Origin of the sequence: Streptomyces sp. NPDC057950, from assembly GCF_042887295.1 — a bacterium.
GTDB classification, from domain to species: domain Bacteria; phylum Actinomycetota; class Actinomycetes; order Streptomycetales; family Streptomycetaceae; genus Streptomyces; species Streptomyces kaempferi.
Map to the genome: position 1 here is coordinate 148,413 of NZ_JBHVPP010000004.1, position 16,233 is coordinate 164,645.

Annotated in this window: 12 protein-coding genes and 1 pseudogene; 11 read left to right on the forward strand and 2 right to left on the reverse strand. The window is 70.1% G+C overall.

Annotated elements, in window-relative coordinates:
- Nucleotides 1-12: 12 nt before the first annotated feature.
- From ACFVTC_RS09565 to ACFVTC_RS09605, 9 genes are all read left to right on the forward strand, one after another.
- A complete protein-coding gene (locus ACFVTC_RS09565; RefSeq protein ID WP_390125783.1) occupies nucleotides 13-1,941 on the forward strand; it encodes an acetyl-CoA carboxylase biotin carboxylase subunit in 1,929 nt (642 codons plus the stop codon).
- Entirely contained in the window at nucleotides 1,938-2,903 is a 966-nt protein-coding gene (locus tag ACFVTC_RS09570; RefSeq protein WP_390125786.1) for a hydroxymethylglutaryl-CoA lyase, read from the forward strand. Before ACFVTC_RS09565 ends, ACFVTC_RS09570 begins: the two co-directional genes overlap by 4 nt.
- 11 nt (nucleotides 2,904-2,914) lie before the next feature.
- On the forward strand, nucleotides 2,915-4,075 hold the full coding sequence (locus ACFVTC_RS09575) for an acyl-CoA dehydrogenase family protein (RefSeq protein ID WP_390126203.1): 1,161 nt from the start codon (nucleotides 2,915-2,917) through the stop codon (nucleotides 4,073-4,075).
- 260 nt (nucleotides 4,076-4,335) lie between these two features.
- Entirely contained in the window at nucleotides 4,336-5,391 is a 1,056-nt protein-coding gene (locus tag ACFVTC_RS09580; protein WP_390125788.1) for an ABC transporter substrate-binding protein, read from the forward strand.
- A gap of 40 nt (nucleotides 5,392-5,431) precedes the next feature.
- Nucleotides 5,432-6,286, forward strand: a complete 855-nt coding sequence (locus ACFVTC_RS09585; RefSeq protein WP_390125791.1) for a siderophore-interacting protein — start codon at nucleotides 5,432-5,434, stop codon at nucleotides 6,284-6,286.
- A gap of 241 nt (nucleotides 6,287-6,527) precedes the next feature.
- Complete coding sequence (desA, locus tag ACFVTC_RS09590) at nucleotides 6,528-7,970, forward strand: lysine decarboxylase DesA (RefSeq protein WP_390125794.1); 1,443 nt, start codon at nucleotides 6,528-6,530, stop codon at nucleotides 7,968-7,970.
- The gene (locus tag ACFVTC_RS09595; RefSeq protein WP_390125796.1) at nucleotides 7,954-9,246 is read left to right on the forward strand and encodes a lysine N(6)-hydroxylase/L-ornithine N(5)-oxygenase family protein; all 1,293 of its coding nucleotides are present in this window, start codon (nucleotides 7,954-7,956) and stop codon (nucleotides 9,244-9,246) included. The genes desA and ACFVTC_RS09595 overlap by 17 nt, the downstream gene beginning before the upstream one ends.
- The gene (locus tag ACFVTC_RS09600; RefSeq protein ID WP_390125799.1) at nucleotides 9,243-9,791 is read left to right on the forward strand and encodes a GNAT family N-acetyltransferase; all 549 of its coding nucleotides are present in this window, start codon (nucleotides 9,243-9,245) and stop codon (nucleotides 9,789-9,791) included. The genes ACFVTC_RS09595 and ACFVTC_RS09600 overlap by 4 nt, the downstream gene beginning before the upstream one ends.
- On the forward strand, nucleotides 9,788-11,560 hold the full coding sequence (locus tag ACFVTC_RS09605) for an IucA/IucC family protein (protein WP_390125802.1): 1,773 nt from the start codon (nucleotides 9,788-9,790) through the stop codon (nucleotides 11,558-11,560). The genes ACFVTC_RS09600 and ACFVTC_RS09605 overlap by 4 nt, the downstream gene beginning before the upstream one ends.
- Before the next feature lie 55 nt (nucleotides 11,561-11,615).
- Here the strand turns inward: ACFVTC_RS09605 and ACFVTC_RS09610 are convergent.
- A pseudogene (locus ACFVTC_RS09610) lies at nucleotides 11,616-13,201 on the reverse strand (beta-N-acetylhexosaminidase).
- Between the two features lie 105 nt (nucleotides 13,202-13,306).
- On the opposite strand from ACFVTC_RS09610, the gene ACFVTC_RS09615 reads away from it, so the two are divergent.
- A complete protein-coding gene (locus ACFVTC_RS09615; RefSeq protein ID WP_390125804.1) occupies nucleotides 13,307-14,182 on the forward strand; it encodes a DUF4429 domain-containing protein in 876 nt (291 codons plus the stop codon).
- Nucleotides 14,183-14,238: 56 nt separating this feature from the next.
- Here the strand turns inward: ACFVTC_RS09615 and ACFVTC_RS09620 are convergent, their stop codons facing one another.
- The gene (locus ACFVTC_RS09620) at nucleotides 14,239-15,804 is read right to left on the reverse strand and encodes a purple acid phosphatase family protein (RefSeq protein WP_390125806.1); all 1,566 of its coding nucleotides are present in this window, start codon (nucleotides 15,802-15,804) and stop codon (nucleotides 14,239-14,241) included.
- A gap of 164 nt (nucleotides 15,805-15,968) precedes the next feature.
- On the opposite strand from ACFVTC_RS09620, the gene ACFVTC_RS09625 reads away from it, so the two are divergent.
- On the forward strand, nucleotides 15,969-16,226 hold the full coding sequence (locus ACFVTC_RS09625; protein ID WP_148008533.1) for a hypothetical protein: 258 nt from the start codon (nucleotides 15,969-15,971) through the stop codon (nucleotides 16,224-16,226).
- The last annotated feature ends 7 nt before the right edge of the window (nucleotides 16,227-16,233 follow it).

Genomic DNA, 16,233 nt, shown 5'->3' on the forward strand with positions numbered 1-16,233 from the left:
GGACCTCTGACCATGTTCGACACCGTTCTTGTGGCCAACCGCGGCGAGATCGCCGTCCGGGTCATCCGCACCCTGCGGTCCCTGGGCGTGCGCTCGGTCGCCGTCTTCTCCGACGCGGACGCCGACGCCCGGCACGTGCGCGAGGCGGACACGGCGGTACGGATCGGTCCGGCTCCGGCCGCCGAGAGCTATCTGTCGGTGCCCGCCCTGCTGGAGGCGGCGGCGCGGACCGGGGCCCGAGCCGTTCACCCGGGGTACGGCTTCCTCGCGGAGAACGCCTCGTTCGCGCGCGCCTGCGCCGAGGCCGGCCTCGTCTTCATCGGTCCGCCCGCCGACGCGATCGCGCTCATGGGCGACAAGATCCGCGCCAAGGAGACGGTCCGGGCGGCGGGAGTCCCCGTCGTCCCTGGCTCGTCCGGCAGCGGTCTCACCGACGCCCTGCTGGCCGAGGCGGCGCGGGAGATCGGCATGCCGGTCCTCCTGAAGCCGAGCGCGGGCGGCGGCGGCAAGGGCATGCGGCTGGTCCGGGACGCCGCGGACCTGGCCGACGAGATCGCCGCCGCCCGGCGCGAGGCCCGCGCCTCCTTCGGCGACGACACCCTTCTCGTCGAGCGCTGGGTCGACCGCCCCCGCCACATCGAGATCCAGGTCCTGGCGGACGGGCACGGCAACGTCGTGCACCTGGGCGAGCGCGAGTGCTCCCTGCAACGCCGCCACCAGAAGATCATCGAGGAGGCGCCCAGCGTGTTCCTGGACGCCGCGACCCGGGCCTCCATGGGCGAGGCGGCGGTCCAGGCGGCCCGCTCCTGCGGGTACGAGGGCGCGGGCACCGTGGAGTTCATCGTCCCCGGCTCCGACCCGTCCTCGTACTACTTCATGGAGATGAACACCCGCCTCCAGGTGGAACACCCGGTCACCGAACTGGTCACGGGACTCGACCTGGTGGAGTGGCAGCTCCGGGTGGCCGCGGGCGAGCGGCTGCCCTACGAGCAGAAGGACATCACGCTCACCGGACACGCCGTCGAGGCGCGCGTCTGCGCGGAGGACCCCTCCCGCGGCTTCCTCCCGTCCGGCGGCACGGTGCTCTCCCTGCGCGAGCCGCAGGGCGACGGGGTGCGCACCGACTCGGGGCTGAGCGAGGGCACGGAGGTCGGCAGCCTGTACGACCCGATGCTGTCCAAGGTCATCGCGTACGGCCCGGACCGCGCGACCGCGCTGCGCAAGCTGCGCGCGGCCCTCGCGGAGACGGTCACGCTCGGGGTCCAGACCAACGCGGGGTTCCTGCGCCGGCTGCTGGCCCATCCGGCGGTCGTCGCGGGCGAGCTGGACACCGGCCTGGTGGAACGGGAGGCCGACGGACTGGTCTCCGGTGACGTACCGGAGGAGGTGTACGAGGCGGCCGCGGCCGTTCGCCTCGACGCGCTGGAGCCCCGGGGCGAGGGCTGGAGCGATCCCTTCTCGGTGCCGAGCGGCTGGCGGCTGGGCGGCACGCCCGCCCCCGTGGGCTTCGACCTGCGGGTGCACGACCCCGTGGTCCACGTCCCGCGCGGCGCCCACACGGTCACCGCCGACCAGGTCTGCGTGACCCTCGACGGCGTACGCCACACCTTCCACCGCGCCGGCGACTGGCTCGGCCGCGACGGCGACGCCTGGCACGTGCGCAATCACGACCCGGTGGCCGCCTCCCTCACCGGCGCGGCGCACGCCGGCGCCGACTCGCTGACCGCGCCCATGCCCGGCACGGTGACCGTCGTCAAGGTCGCGGTCGGGGACGAGGTGACCGCGGGACAGAGTCTGCTGGTGGTCGAGGCGATGAAGATGGAGCACGTCATCTCCACCCCGCACGCGGGGACCGTCAGCGAACTGGACGTCACCCCGGGCACCACGGTCGCCATGGACCAGATCCTGGCCGTGATCACCCCGTACGAGGAGACGACATGAGCACCCCGGAACTCGGCCTCCCGATGGTCGTACCGGCCCAGGACCTGCCCGCGCGGGTGCGGATCCACGAGGTCGGCGCGCGCGACGGACTGCAGAACGAGAAGGCGACCGTACCGACCGAGGTCAAGGCCGAGTTCATCCGGCGCCTCGCCGACGCGGGCCTGACCACCATCGAGGCCACCAGCTTCGTCCACCCCAAGTGGGTGCCCCAACTGGCGGACTCGGAGCAGCTGTTCCCGCTGGTGAGCGACCTCGGCGGAACGGGCGGCGTGCCCGGGGTCCGCCTCCCGGTCCTCGTACCGAACGAACGCGGCCTGGACCGGGCCCTGGCCCTCGGCGCCCGCCATGTCGCCGTCTTCGCCAGTGCGACGGAGTCCTTCGCGAAGGCCAACCTCAACCGGACCGTGGACGAGTCGCTGGCCATGTTCGAGCCGGTGGTGTCCCGGGCCAGGGCGGAGAGGGCGCACGTCCGCGGCTATGTCTCGATGTGCTTCGGCGACCCCTGGGAGGGCGCCGTCCCCATCCACCAGGTCGTGCGTGTGTGCAGGGCCCTGCTGGACATGGGCTGCGACGAGCTGAGCCTGGGCGACACGATCGGCGTGGCGACGCCGGGCCACGTCCAGAACCTGCTGGCCGAGCTCAACGAGGAGGGTGTGCCGACCAGCGCGCTCGGTGTGCACTTCCACGACACGTACGGCCAGGCGCTCGCCAACACCCTGGCGAGTTTGCAGCACGGGGTGACGACCGTCGACGCGTCCGCGGGCGGCCTGGGCGGCTGTCCCTACGCGAAGTCCGCGACGGGCAACCTCGCCACCGAAGACCTCGTATGGATGCTCCAGGGCCTCGGTGTCGACACCGGGGTCGACCTCGGCCGCCTGACCGCCACCAGCGTGTGGATGGCCGGACAACTGGGCCGACCCAGCCCGTCCCGCACCGTCAAAGCCCTCTCCCACCAGGAGTGAACCCCATGTCCCTGGACCACCGCCTCTCCCCCGAACTCGAGGAACTGCGCCGTACGGTCGAGGAGTTCGCGCACGACGTCGTGGCTCCGAAGATCGGCGACTTCTACGAGCGCCACGAGTTCCCGTACGAGATCGTGCGGGAGATGGGCCGCATGGGCCTGTTCGGCCTGCCCTTCCCCGAGGAGTACGGCGGCATGGGCGGCGACTACCTCGCCCTGGGCATCGCCCTGGAGGAACTCGCGCGCGTGGACTCCTCGGTGGCCATCACCCTGGAGGCCGGCGTCTCGCTCGGCGCGATGCCCATCCACCTCTTCGGCACCGACGCGCAGAAGGCCGAATGGCTCCCCCGTCTGTGCTCCGGAGAGATCCTGGGCGCCTTCGGCCTGACCGAGCCGGACGGCGGCTCGGACGCGGGCGCGACGAGGACGACGGCCCGGCTCGACCCGGACACGGACGAGTGGGTGATCAACGGCAGCAAGTGCTTCATCACCAACTCGGGCACGGACATCACGGGCCTGGTGACGGTCACCGCGGTCACCGGCCGCAAGCCCGACGGCAAGCCGCTGATCTCCTCGATCATCGTCCCCTCCGGCACCCCCGGCTTCACGGTCGCCGCGCCCTACTCGAAGGTCGGCTGGAACGCCTCGGACACCCGTGAGCTGTCCTTCGCCGACGTCCGCGTCCCGGCCGCGAACCTGCTGGGCGAGGAGGGCCGCGGGTACGCGCAGTTCCTGCGCATCCTGGACGAGGGCCGCGTCGCCATCTCGGCCCTGGCGACGGGACTGGCCCAGGGCTGCGTGGACGAGTCCGTGAAGTACGCCAAGGAGCGGCACGCGTTCGGCCGGAACATCGGCGCGTACCAGGCCATCCAGTTCAAGATCGCGGACATGGAGACCAAGGCCCACATGGCCCGCGTCGGCTGGCGCGACGCCGCCTCCCGGCTGGTCGCCGGCGAGCCCTTCAAGAAGGAGGCGGCGATCGCCAAGCTCTACTCCTCCACGATCGCCGTGGACAACGCCCGCGACGCCACCCAGATCCACGGCGGCTACGGCTTCATGAACGAGTATCCGGTGGCCCGCATGTGGCGCGACTCCAAGATCCTGGAGATCGGCGAGGGCACGAGCGAGGTGCAGCGGATGCTGATCGCGAGGGAGTTGGGGCTCACGGGCTGAGCGTCCACCCGCACCGAGGCCCCGTGGACAGCCCCCCGACCAGGACGCGCAAGCGCCGGTCGGGGGGCTGTCCGGCGCCACCGGAAGCCGTCCTCACGCCCCTACCCGACGCGCGTGCCTCCCGGGCCGCCGTACGGACCTGACGGGCGGCACCGGCGAGTGGCCGGCACCCCACCCTGGAACAAGAACTGAGGTTAGGCTAACCTACCTTCGAACTTGTCCGGCGGGCGCTCCGCCCCGTGCCGAAAGCAGCCACTCTCATGTCCAACGCCCGTGCCACCCACCTCTCCCGCCGCGGCATCCTCGCCGCCGGCGGCGCCCTCGGCCTCGGTGCCGTCCTCGCCGCCTGCGGCGACGACGACGCGAAAAGCGGTGGCTCGGACTCGACGAAGGCCGCCGACGCCAAGTCCAAGTCCGGCCCCTGGACGTTCAAGGACGACCGCGGCACCACCGTGAAGCTCGACAGGATACCGGCGAACATCGTGGCCTTCACCGGTGTCGCCGCCGCGCTCCACGACTACGGCATCGAGGTCAAGGGCGTCTTCGGCCCGACCACGACCAAGGACGGCAAGGCCGATGTCCAGGCCGGGGACATGGACGTCACCAAGCTGACCGTGCTCGGCAACGAGTGGGGCCAGTTCAACATCGAGAAGTACGCGACTCTCGCGCCCGACGTGCTGATCTCGACGATGTTCGACGCCGCGGGCACCCTCTGGTACGTCCCCGAGGAGTCCAAGGACAAGATCCTCAAGCTCGCGCCGAGCGTCGGCGTCTCCGTCTACGACCGTCAGATGCCGCAGTCCCTGGAGCGCATGTACGCGCTGGCCGAGTCGCTCGGCGCCGACGTGAAGTCCGCGAGGATCGTCGAGGCGAAGAAGAAGTTCGAGACGGCCGCCGAGCGCCTGCGCAAGGCCGCCAAGGCCCGCCCGGAGATCAAGGTCCTGGCCGGCTCCGCGAGCCAGGACATCTTCTACGTCTCCGGCTCGAACCTCTCCATCGACCTGGAGTACTTCAAGGCGCTCGGCGTGAACATCGTCGAGCCCTCCGCCAAGGCCCTGAAGGCCAGTGGCGGCTGGTTCGAGAACCTGAGCTGGGAGAACGTCGACAAGTACCCGGCGGACATCATCATCATGGACGACCGCAGCTCGACCATCCAGCCGGCCGACATCACCGAGGCCACCTGGAAGAAGCTGCCCGCCGTCAAGGCCGGCCAGGTCATCGCCCGCTCCCCCGAGCCGATCATCTCGTACGACAAGTGCACCCCGCTGCTCGACGGCCTCGCCGAGGCCATCGAGAAGGCCAAGAAGGTCGCCTGACACCCCGCCGCGACACCCTGACCACCACTCAGGAGCACTGATGCCGACGGCCGTTGCCACCCCGTTCCGTTTCTTCTCCCTCCAGGTCGTACGGACGAGGCGGCTCGGCCCGTCGCTGGTCCGGGTCTCCTTCGCGGGCTCCGACCTGGACGCCTTCGCCTCCGACGGCCGGGACCAGAGCCTCTCGCTGTTCCTGCCGCACCCCGGCCAGACCGAGCCCGCCGTCCCCTTCGAACTGGGCGACCACTGGTGGCGGGGCTGGCGCGAACTCCCCGAGGACGTACGGGCGGTGATGCGCTCGTACACCCTGCGGGCGCTGCGCCGCGACGCCCGGGGCCGCACCACCGGCATCGACATCGACTTCGTGCTGCACGGAGTGGAGCCGGACGCCGGAGTCCCCGCGGGTCCGGCGTCCCGGTGGGCCTCGCGCGCGGCGGCGGGTGACCGCGTCGTCCTGCTCGGCCCGGCGGTCGAGGACAACCGGGCGATCCGCTTCCGGCCGCCCGCCGACACCGACCTGACCGTGCTGTGGGCGGACGAGACCGCCCTGCCGGCCGCCTCCGCCATCCTGGAGTCGCTCCCGGCGGGCACCCGGGTACGGGCCTGGCTGGAGGTCCAGCACCGCGAGGACGTCCAGGACCTGTCCGTGGCGGCCGACGCGGAGATCACCTGGCTCGTGCGCGACAGCGGCTCCCCCATGGCCGCCGACGCCGTACGGGCCTCCCGGCTGCCGTCCGCCGAGCGGCCGTACGCCTGGATCGCGGGCGAGTCCGGGTGCGTGAAGGAGATGCGCCGTCACCTCGTGCGCGAGCGCGGGATCGACCGCAGGCGCGTCACGTTCGTGGGCTACTGGCGACGCGGGCTGACGGAGGAGCAGCTGCGCGAGGAGGAGTAGCGGCGCGCACCGGTGAGGGCCCCTCAAACAGAGGCGTACGTCACTGCCGGAACCCGAGGGACGGGGTCGCGTAACAAACTTAGGTTAGGCTAACCTTAGTTGAACGACGCGGCCTCGTCCCTTCCGTCTCCCCGGCTTCTCGGCTTCTCGTCTCCGCCCTCGCCCTCGCCCTCTCACCCGAGCCGTCCCGCTCCGCCACCCCGCCCGGACGCTCCCTCTTCCCCGCACGGAGGACCCCCACATGCGCTCGCACCTGCTCAATGACACGACCGCGGAGCGGTATCGCCGCTCCGTGACCGAAGGAATAGAGCGGGTGGCGGCCAAACTCGCCACCACCGACCGTCCGTTCACGGGCGTCTCGGTCGACGCCCTCGCGCCCCGCATCGAACGGATCGACCTGGACCGTCCGCTGCACGACACCAGCGCGGTCCTCGACGAACTGGAGGAGGTCTACCTCCGGGACGCCATCTACTTCCACCACCCCCGTTACCTCGCGCACCTCAACTGCCCCGTCGTCATACCGGCCGTGCTCGGCGAGGCCGTGCTGTCCGCCGTCAACTCCTCCCTGGACACCTGGGACCAGTCGGCCGGCGGCACCCTCATCGAGCGCAGACTCATCGACTGGACCAACGAGCGCATCGGCTTCGGACCCGCCTCCGACGGCGTGTTCACCAGCGGCGGCAGCCAGTCCAACCTGCAGGCGCTGCTGCTGGCCCGCGAGGAGGCCAAGACCGACGACCTCGGCCGGCTGCGCGTCTTCGCCTCCGAGGTCAGCCACTTCAGCGTCAAGAAGTCGGCGAAACTCCTCGGCCTGAGCGCCGACGCCGTCGTGCCGATCCCCGTCGACCACGACAAGCGCATGCAGACACTCGCGCTCGCCCGCGAACTGGAGCGCTGCAAGAACGAGGGCCTGGTCCCGATGGCGGTCGTCGCGACCGCGGGCACCACCGACTTCGGTTCGATCGACCCGCTGCCCGAGATCGGCGAGCTGTGCGCCCGCAACGGGGCCTGGATGCACGTCGACGCCGCCTACGGCTGCGGCCTGCTCACCTCGCTGAAGAACCGGGACCGCATCGACGGCATCGAGCGCGCCGACTCCGTCACCGTCGACTACCACAAGTCCTTCTTCCAGCCGGTGAGTTCGTCCGCCGTGCTGGTGCGCGACGCCGCCACCCTGCGCCACGCCACCTACCACGCGGAATATCTGAACCCGCGCCGCATGGTCGAGGAGCGCATCCCCAACCAGGTCGACAAGTCCCTGCAGACCACTCGCCGCTTCGACGCGCTCAAGCTGTGGATGACGCTGCGCGTGATGGGCGCCGACGGCATCGGCGAACTCTTCGACGAGGTCTGCGACCTGGCACAGGAGGGCTGGCGGCTGCTGGCCGCCGACCCGCGCTACGACGTGGTGGTCGAACCCTCGCTGTCCACCCTGGTCTTCCGGTTCATCCCGGCCGCCGTCACCGACCCGGCCGAGATCGACCGCGCCAACCTCTACGCCCGCAAGGCTCTGTTCGCCTCCGGTGACGCCGTCGTGGCGGGCACCAAGGTCGGCGGACGCCACTACCTGAAGTTCACCCTGCTCAACCCCGAGACGACGGCCGACGACATCGCCGCCGTCCTCGATCTGATCGCCGGCCACGCCGAGCAGTACCTGGGAGAGTCCCTTGACCGCGCTTCCTGAATCCGCCGAAGGCACCGGAAAGACATACGACTTCGTAGGGATCGGTCTCGGCCCCTTCAACCTCGGGCTCGCCTGTCTGACCGAGCCGATCGCCGAACTGGACGGCGTCTTCCTCGAGTCCAAGCCGGACTTCGAGTGGCACTCCGGGATGTTCCTGGAGGGCGCGCACCTGCAGACCCCGTTCATGTCGGACCTGGTGACCCTCGCCGACCCGACCTCCCCGTACTCCTTCCTCAACTACCTGAAGGAGTCCGGCCGTCTGTACGCGTTCTACATCCGCGAGAACTTCTACCCGCTGCGGGTCGAGTACGACGACTACTGCCGCTGGGCCGCGTCGAAACTCTCCGGCGTGCGCTTCTCCACCACGGTCGCCGAGGTGACGTACGAGGACGCGGCCGGGGTCTACGCCGTACGGACCGAGGCCGGTGACACCTACCGCGCCCGGCACCTGGTCCTCGGCACGGGCACCCCGCCGTACCTCCCCGAGGCGTGCGCGGACCTCGGCGGCGACTTCATCCACAACTCCCGCTACCTGCGCCACAAGAAGGAGCTGCAGGCGAAGGAATCGATCACGCTGGTCGGCAGCGGGCAGTCCGCCGCCGAGATCTACTACGACCTGCTCAGCGAGATCGACGTCCACGGCTACCGGCTGAACTGGGTCACCCGCTCTCCGCGTTTCTTCCCGCTCGAATACACCAAGCTCACGCTGGAGATGACCTCCCCGGAGTACATCGACTACTTCCACGCGCTGCCCGAGCAGACCCGCTACCGCCTCCAGACGGAGCAGAAGGGCCTGTTCAAGGGCATCGACGGCGAGCTGATCGACGCCATCTTCGACCTGCTCTACCAGAAGAACCTCGGCGGGCCCGTCCCCACCCGGCTGCTCACCAACTCGGCCCTGAACAGCGTGCGTCACGAGGACGGCGGCTACACCCTCGGCCTGCGCCAGGAGGAGCAGGGCAAGGACTACGAACTGCGTTCGCAGGGCCTGATCCTGGCCACCGGCTACAAGTACGCCGAGCCCGCGTTCCTGGCACCGGTCCGCGACCGGCTGCGCTACGACAGCCGCGGCAACTTCGACGTGGCCCGCAACTACGCCGTCGACACCACCGGGCGCGGCGTCTTCCTGCAGAACGCCGGCGTGCACACGCACAGCATCACCAGCCCCGACCTCGGCATGGGCGCCTACCGCAACGCGTCCATCATCCGTGAGCTGCTCGGCACCGAGTACTACCCGGTCGAGAAGTCGATCGCGTTCCAGGAGTTCTCCGTATGAGCCGCACCGGCATAGGTGTCCTGACCGTCCGCCCGCTCGATCCGGTCCAGGACGCCGGGTTGCTGCACGGGTGGGTGACGCACCCCAAGTCCGCGTTCTGGATGATGCAGGGCGCGAAACTGCACGACGTGGAGCGCGAGTACATGGCCGTCGCGGCCGCCGAGCACCATCACGCGTACCTCGGCCTGTGCGACGGCGAGCCCGCGTTCCTGATGGAGAGGTACGACCCGCGCCATGTCGAGCTGGTCGGCCTGTACGAGCCCGAGCCCGGCGACGTCGGCATGCACTTCCTGGTCGCGCCGACCGACACGCCCGTGCACGGATTCACCCGGGCCGTGATCACCACGGTGATGAGGCACCTGTTCGCCGACCCGGCGACCCGGCGTGTCGTCGTCGAACCCGACGTGAACAACACGGCCGTGCACGCCCTCAACGAGGCCGTCGGCTTCGTGGCCGAGCGGGAGATCCAGAAGCCCGAGAAGCGCGCGCTGCTGAGCTTCTGCACGCGGGAGCGGTTCGAGGCAGCGGTAGGAGCAGCCGTATGACCCTGTCCGACGCCGTGTCCCACCTCTCCCCCGAACGCTGGGAACACGCCAACCGCCTCCTCGTCCGCAAGGCGCTCGCCGAGTTCGCGCACGAGCGGCTGATCACGCCGGAGGCAGCCGGGGACGACCGTTACGTCGTCCACAGCGACGACGGCCTGACCCGCTACGGGTTCACCGCGACCGTCCGCTCCCTCGACCACTGGCAGATCGACGCCGAGTCGGTCACCCGCCACCGGGACGAGAGCGAACTCCCGCTCGCCGCGATGGACTTCTTCATCGAGCTGAAGAAGTCGCTCGGCCTGAGCGACGAGGTCCTGCCGGTCTATCTGGAGGAGATCTCCTCCACTCTCTCGGGCACCTGCTTCAAGCTCACCAAGCCGCGGATCACCTCCGCCGAGCTCGCCGGGGCGGGGTTCCAGGCCATCGAGACGGGCATGACCGAGGGCCACCCCTGCTTCGTCGCCAACAACGGGCGGCTCGGCTTCGGTGTCCACGAGTACCTGTCCTACGCGCCGGAGACCGCGAGCCCGGTCCGGCTGGTGTGGCTGGCCGCGCACCGCTCCCGGGCCGCGTTCACCGCGGGGGTGGGCATCGCGTACGAGTCCTTCGTACGCGACGAACTCGGCGAGCCCGCGCTGGCACGGTTCACCGCCACGCTCACCGGCCAGGGGCTGGACCCGGAGGACTACCTCCTGATCCCCGTGCACCCCTGGCAGTGGTGGAACAAGCTCTCGGTGACGTTCGCGGCCGAGGTCGCCCGGCGTCACCTGGTGTGCCTGGGCGAGGGGGACGACGAGTACCTGGCCCAGCAGTCGATCCGGACGTTCTTCAACACGTCGAGTCCCGGGAAGCACTATGTGAAGACCGCTCTGTCGGTCCTCAACATGGGCTTCATGCGGGGACTCTCGGCCGCCTACATGGAGGCGACGCCGGCGATCAACGACTGGCTGGCCCAGCTCGTCGAGAACGACCCGGTGCTCAGGTCCACCGGCCTGTCGATCATCCGCGAACGTGCCGCCGTCGGCTACCGCCACCTGGAGTACGAGGCCGCCACCGACCGCCACTCCCCGTATCGCAAGATGCTCGCCGCCCTGTGGCGGGAGAGCCCCGTGGCCTCGCTCGGGGAGGGCGAGACCCTCGCGACGATGGCCTCCCTCCTCCATGTCGACCACGAGGGCGCCTCGTTCGCGGGCGCGCTCATCGAGCGGTCGGGGCTGACGCCGGTGGAGTGGCTGCGCGGCTATCTGCGGGCCTACCTCACCCCGCTGCTGCACAGCTTCTACGCCTACGACCTCGTCTACATGCCGCACGGCGAGAACGTCATCCTGGTCCTCGAGGACGGCGCCGTGCGGCGCGCGATCTACAAGGACATCGCGGAGGAGATAGCCGTCATGGACGCGCACGCGGTGCTGCCGCCCGCGGTCGAGCGGATCCGCGTCGAGGTCCCCGAGGACACGAAGCTCCTGTCGATCTTCACGGACGTCTTCGACTGCTTCTTCCGCTTCCTGGCGGCGAACCTCGCGGCCGAGGGCATCCTCGAAGAGGACGTCTTCTGGCGGACGGTGGCCGAGTCGGTGCGCGCGTACCAGGACGCGACGCCCGAACTCGCGGAGAAGTTCGCGCGGTACGACCTGTTCGCACCCGAGTTCGCGCTGTCCTGCCTCAACCGGCTCCAGTTGCGCGACAACCGGCAGATGGTGGATCTGACGGATCCGTCCGGAGCGCTGCAACTGGTCGGCACGCTGAGGAACCCGATCGCGGGCCGCTGAACCGGGTGGGGCTCAGGGGACGGTCCCCCTGAGCCCCACCTCCGTCCTGCGGGGATCAGACCCCGGGCCAGGGAACCTGGGGCGACTTGTAGTAACCGATGCCCAGCGCGTCCCAGCGCGGCGCCTGGGCGGCGAGCCGCACCTTGTAGGTGTCCCAGTCGTGCGTCGAGGCGGGCGACCAGCCGAGTTCGGCCACTCCGGGCAGCCGCGGGAAGGCCATGTAGTCGATGTCCGCTCCGGTGACGAGGGTCTCCGACCACAGCGGCGCCTCGACGCCCCGGATCGCCGACGCGGGCGCGCCGGGAAGGTAGGTGCCGGGATCCCAGTCGTACGCTCGCCTCACCTCGACCAGACCCGCCCAGTCCTGCCCCAGCGGGGTGTCCTCGGTGTACTTCATGTCGAGGTAGATCCGGTCGGCCGGCGACAGCACGAGCCCCGTCCCGTTCCGCGCGGCCTGCGCGACCTGCTCCTTCTCCGCGGCACTGGTGTCGTCGAGCCCCCAGTACTGCGCGAGCGCGCCCTTCGCCGGGGTCGCCCCGGTCAGCTGGTGCCAGCCCATCACCTTCTTGCCGTACTTGGCGACGAGGGGCTGGACCTTGTTCATGAAGGTCACGTAGTCGGCATGGCTGGTGGAGTGGGCCTCGTCCCCGCCGATGTGGAGGTAGGCGCCGGGCGTGAGCGCGGCCAGCTCCCGGATCACGTCGTCCACGAAGTCGTACGTCGCCGGCTCGCCCACGCACAGGGAGCTGAAGCCGACGTCGGTACCGGTGTAGAGCGGCGGCGCGGTCCCGTCGCAGTTCAGCCGGGCGTACGAGGCGAGCGCGGCGTTGGTGTGCCCCGGCATGTCGATCTCCGGGACGACGTCCAGATATCGCTCGGCGGCGTACCGCACGATCTCCCGATACTGGGCCTTGGTGTAGAAGCCCGCGGGTCCGCCGCCGACCTGGGTGGAGCCTCCGTACGCGGCGAGGCGCGGCCAGGAGTCGACGGCGATGCGCCAGCCCTGGTCGTCGCTCAGGTGCAGATGCAGCTTGTTGATCTTGTACAGGGCCAGCTCGTCGATGTACCGCTCGACCTGGGCGACGGTGAAGAAGTGCCGGGAGACGTCCAGCATCGCGCCGCGGTAGCCGTAGCGCGGGGTGTCCTCGATGGTGCCGCCCGCGACCAGCCAGGGGCCAGGCTGCACGGAGTCGCTCTCGACGGCGGCCGGAGGAGCTGGCGCAGGGTCTGCACCCCGTGGAAGAGGCCGGCCGGTTTGCCCGCGGTGATGGTGACGCCGCTTCGGCCGCTGTCCAGCCGGTACCCCTCGTTGCCCAGGGTCCGGTCGCCGAGCCGCAGCCGGATACCGCCGGAGCCCCGGTCGGTGACCGGCAGCCGGTAGCCGGTGGAGGGCCGCAGGACGCCGGCCAGGTAGGCGCCGACCCGGCGGACCTCGCGCGAGTCGTCGACCCGGATGCTGGTGTCCCGGGTGATGCCGTACGGTGACCCGCCCGCGACGACCGAGGCGGGTGCCGGGACAACCCGGCCCAGCGGCACGGCTGTTCGGCCGGACGCGGAGGCTGTCGCGCCGACGACGGAGATGCTTGCGGCCGCCACGAGCAGCAGCGTACCGAGAAGGCGGGGCGTTCTGTGCTGTCTCACATGCGCTCCCTTCAGGTCCCACGAGCTGTCATGAGCCCCTTGGCTTCCCTGGGCTCCGATGGGTATAGACCACTCTGCCGCAGAGCCGGTGAAACAATCCCCCTCATGGCGGAAATCATCCAGAAGGACGGGACCTGGATCTTCGACGGCGACGCGCTGCGGCTGACTCCGGGGCGCGACAGGAACGTGAGCCTGCTCCGCCGTGCCTTGGGTGAACTGACCGTCCCGCTCGGGGCGTTGGCCGGAATATCCTTCGAACAGGGCAAGCGCAGCGGGCGGTTGCGACTCCGGCTGCGGGACGGCGCCGACCCGCTGCTGCAGGCCACCGGCGGCAGGCTCGCCGAGCCCAACGACCCCTATCAGCTGACCGTCGAGTCCGAGCGCTACGGCGTCGCCGAGTACGTCGTGGACGAGGTCCGCAACGCGCTGCTCCTGGACCAGGTCCCGGCCGGCCCGGTCGACGGCTATCTGCTCCCCGGTCCCGCCGTACCGCTGTCCGCCTCCGCGGGCGACGGCACGGCGAGCTTCGACGGGGAGCAGGTGCGCCTGGAGTGGAACTGGAAGACCGAGGACGCGAAGGCGTCCGCCGGCACCCGCCGGCTCGCCCTGCGCGACATCACGGGCGTCGAGTGGCACCCCGCGGTCGGCCTGGAGAACGGCTGTCTCCGCTTCACCGTGCGCGGTGCCGGCACCAAGGCTCCGCCGAAGTACGACCCGCACGCGGTGGAGCTGTGGGGCTTCAAGAAGGATCCGCTGATGGCGCTGGTCGCGGCGGCGGTGCAGGCGCGACTCGACCATCCGACGGCGCCTCCCGGGCGGCCGCCGGTGAAGGGGACTCCGGTGCTCCCGCACCCCGCCCCGGAGGCCGACCACGACGCCCTGCTGCGGCGTCTGCGCGAACTGGGCGACCTCCACAGGTCCGGCGTCCTGACGGACGACGAGTTCGCCCTCGCCAAGCAGGCGGTCCTCAGGCGCATGTGAGCGCCTGAGGACCGCCTGCGGCGCGTACACCCCTGCGTGCGGGCGTACGGGGTGGCCTACTTGGCCCGGCGGGCCACCGTGAAGTGGTCGACCTCGGCACCGGTCTCGGCGATGCCGCGCACCGTCAGCGTGGTCAGGCGGCCCCTCGACGCGGGGGTGACGTCCACGCGCAGGAACGAGTAGTTGAGGTAGCGCACCCGCGACCAGGCGACCGTCTCGTTCTGCTTGCCGTCCTTCAGGTTGATGAAGGAGGCGACCGAGTCGACCTCGTTCTCGTGACCCTCGTACGACTCCGCCGCGCTGAACGCGTACAGGCTGCGCCCGGCCGCGCCGGCCGTCACGTACACGACACCGTCGGTCTCCGGGTACGCGGTGCCGCCGATGGGGAGCTTCTTGGTGACCTTGTTGCCCTTGATGACGTCCGTGCGCTCGTACTGGTGGTTGTGGCCGTTGATCACCAGGTCCACCGTGTACTTCTCGAACAGCGGCACCCACTCCTGTCGCACGCCCCCCTCCGAGGCGTGCGCCGTGGAGGTGCAGTAGGCGCAGTGGTGGAAGAAGACGACCACGAAGTCGACGTCCCTGGAGGCCCGGAACTTCTTGAGCTGCCCCTCCAGCCACTTGGTCTGGGTGCCGCCGGAGATGCCGAGGTTGGCCGGGATCTCGAACGAGATGTCGTTGGCGTCCAGCGAGATGACCGCCGTGTTGCCGTAGACGAAGGAGTACACGCCCGGGAGGTTCTTCGCGTCCGGGCCGTTGTCCGGGAGGCTCCAGCGGGCCTCTTCGCCGCCGTAGCCGTTGGGCGAGTACCAGGCCTCCATGTCGTGGTTGCCGTACGCCGGCATCCACGGGACCTGCTTGGCGACCGTCTCGGTCTGGGCGAGGAACTGGTCCCAGATGCGCGAGTCGAAGCCGGTGTCCTCCGTCTTGCCCGCGCCGGACGGGTCCGCGTACGCGATGTCGCCGGCGTGCAGGTGGAAGGCCGGGTTCTGACCGAGGAGCAGGGCGTCGTTGGCGAGGCCGTGGTAGCCGACGCCCTCGTCACCGAAGGCCGTGAAGGTGAACGGCTCGGAGCGGTCGGGCGCGGTGGTGAAGGTGCCGAGGGTGCCCAGCAGGTGGGACGCCGCCGGGTCGAAGCCCGCGTGGCCGACGCCGTAGTAGTACGTCTTGCCGGGGCGCAGGTGGGTGAGCTTGGCGTGCAGGTAGTACTGGGTGTGGTCACCGCTCACGCCGACACCGGCGGGGGTGTAGAGCGTGCGCACCTCGGCCTCGATCTTGCGGGAGAGGTCCCAGGGGTGGGCGCCGATGCGGATGTACGGCTTCTTCACCGCGGTCGGGACCTGCCAGGAGACCGTGATCTCCGTGCGCGGGTCGTTGCCGAAGGCGAGGTGGCGGCCGAAGGGGGCGACGAGGGCACCGTCGACCTTCTCGGTCTGGGGCGCGGTGGACCGGGTCGGGACCGCGGCCTGCGCGACGGCGCCCGGTACGAAGGCACCGCCCGCGACGGCGCCGAGGGTCACGGCTCCGCCTCTGATCATGTTGCGCCGCGAGAACTTGGCGCGGAGATACTCGTGCTGCTCGGCCATGCTCATGTTCTCGGCGAGCTTCTCCGGTACGCCCATGCGTGGAGTGTCCATGGGCTCAGAAGTTGCTCCCGGCAATCGACGCGACGCAAGACGGAGTATGGACAGATCGCAAACAGCGGTCCATAAGAGATTCAACAGCCCCTTGCCCGATATCGGGCAGGATTCTTGCGAATCGACTCTTCGTACTCCAGGATCAACGGGTGCACGACGAACTTGCCGATCATCTGACGCGCTCCACGCCCCTGAACCGGGGCGAGGCGCTACGGGTGATCCAGGACGTGCTCGCCTATTTCGACGAGCCGACCGAGGAGTACGTCCGCCGCCGCCACCGCGAGCTCCAGGCCCAGGGCTGGGTCAACACGGCGATCTTCGAACGGATCGAGGCGGACCTGAAATACCGGGCGGTCGCGCCGCCGGAGCTCACGCTCCGGCAACTGCGCCGCATTGTCTACGGCTGAGGAATAC

What these genes read in the sequence shown, in the direction of transcription:
- ACFVTC_RS09615 (WP_390125804.1), top strand. Translation starts at nt 13,307, where the DNA reads ATGGCGGAAATCATCCAGAAGGACGGGACCTGGATCTTCGACGGCGAC.
- ACFVTC_RS09565 (WP_390125783.1), top strand. Translation starts at nt 13, where the DNA reads ATGTTCGACACCGTTCTTGTGGCCAACCGCGGCGAGATCGCCGTCCGG.
- ACFVTC_RS09600 (WP_390125799.1), top strand. Translation starts at nt 9,243, where the DNA reads ATGAGCCGCACCGGCATAGGTGTCCTGACCGTCCGCCCGCTCGATCCG.
- ACFVTC_RS09620 (WP_390125806.1), bottom strand. Translation starts at nt 15,804, where the DNA reads ATGGGCGTACCGGAGAAGCTCGCCGAGAACATGAGCATGGCCGAGCAG.
- ACFVTC_RS09585 (WP_390125791.1), top strand. Translation starts at nt 5,432, where the DNA reads ATGCCGACGGCCGTTGCCACCCCGTTCCGTTTCTTCTCCCTCCAGGTC.
- ACFVTC_RS09580 (WP_390125788.1), top strand. Translation starts at nt 4,336, where the DNA reads ATGTCCAACGCCCGTGCCACCCACCTCTCCCGCCGCGGCATCCTCGCC.
- desA (WP_390125794.1), top strand. Translation starts at nt 6,528, where the DNA reads ATGCGCTCGCACCTGCTCAATGACACGACCGCGGAGCGGTATCGCCGC.
- ACFVTC_RS09570 (WP_390125786.1), top strand. Translation starts at nt 1,938, where the DNA reads ATGAGCACCCCGGAACTCGGCCTCCCGATGGTCGTACCGGCCCAGGAC.
- ACFVTC_RS09605 (WP_390125802.1), top strand. Translation starts at nt 9,788, where the DNA reads ATGACCCTGTCCGACGCCGTGTCCCACCTCTCCCCCGAACGCTGGGAA.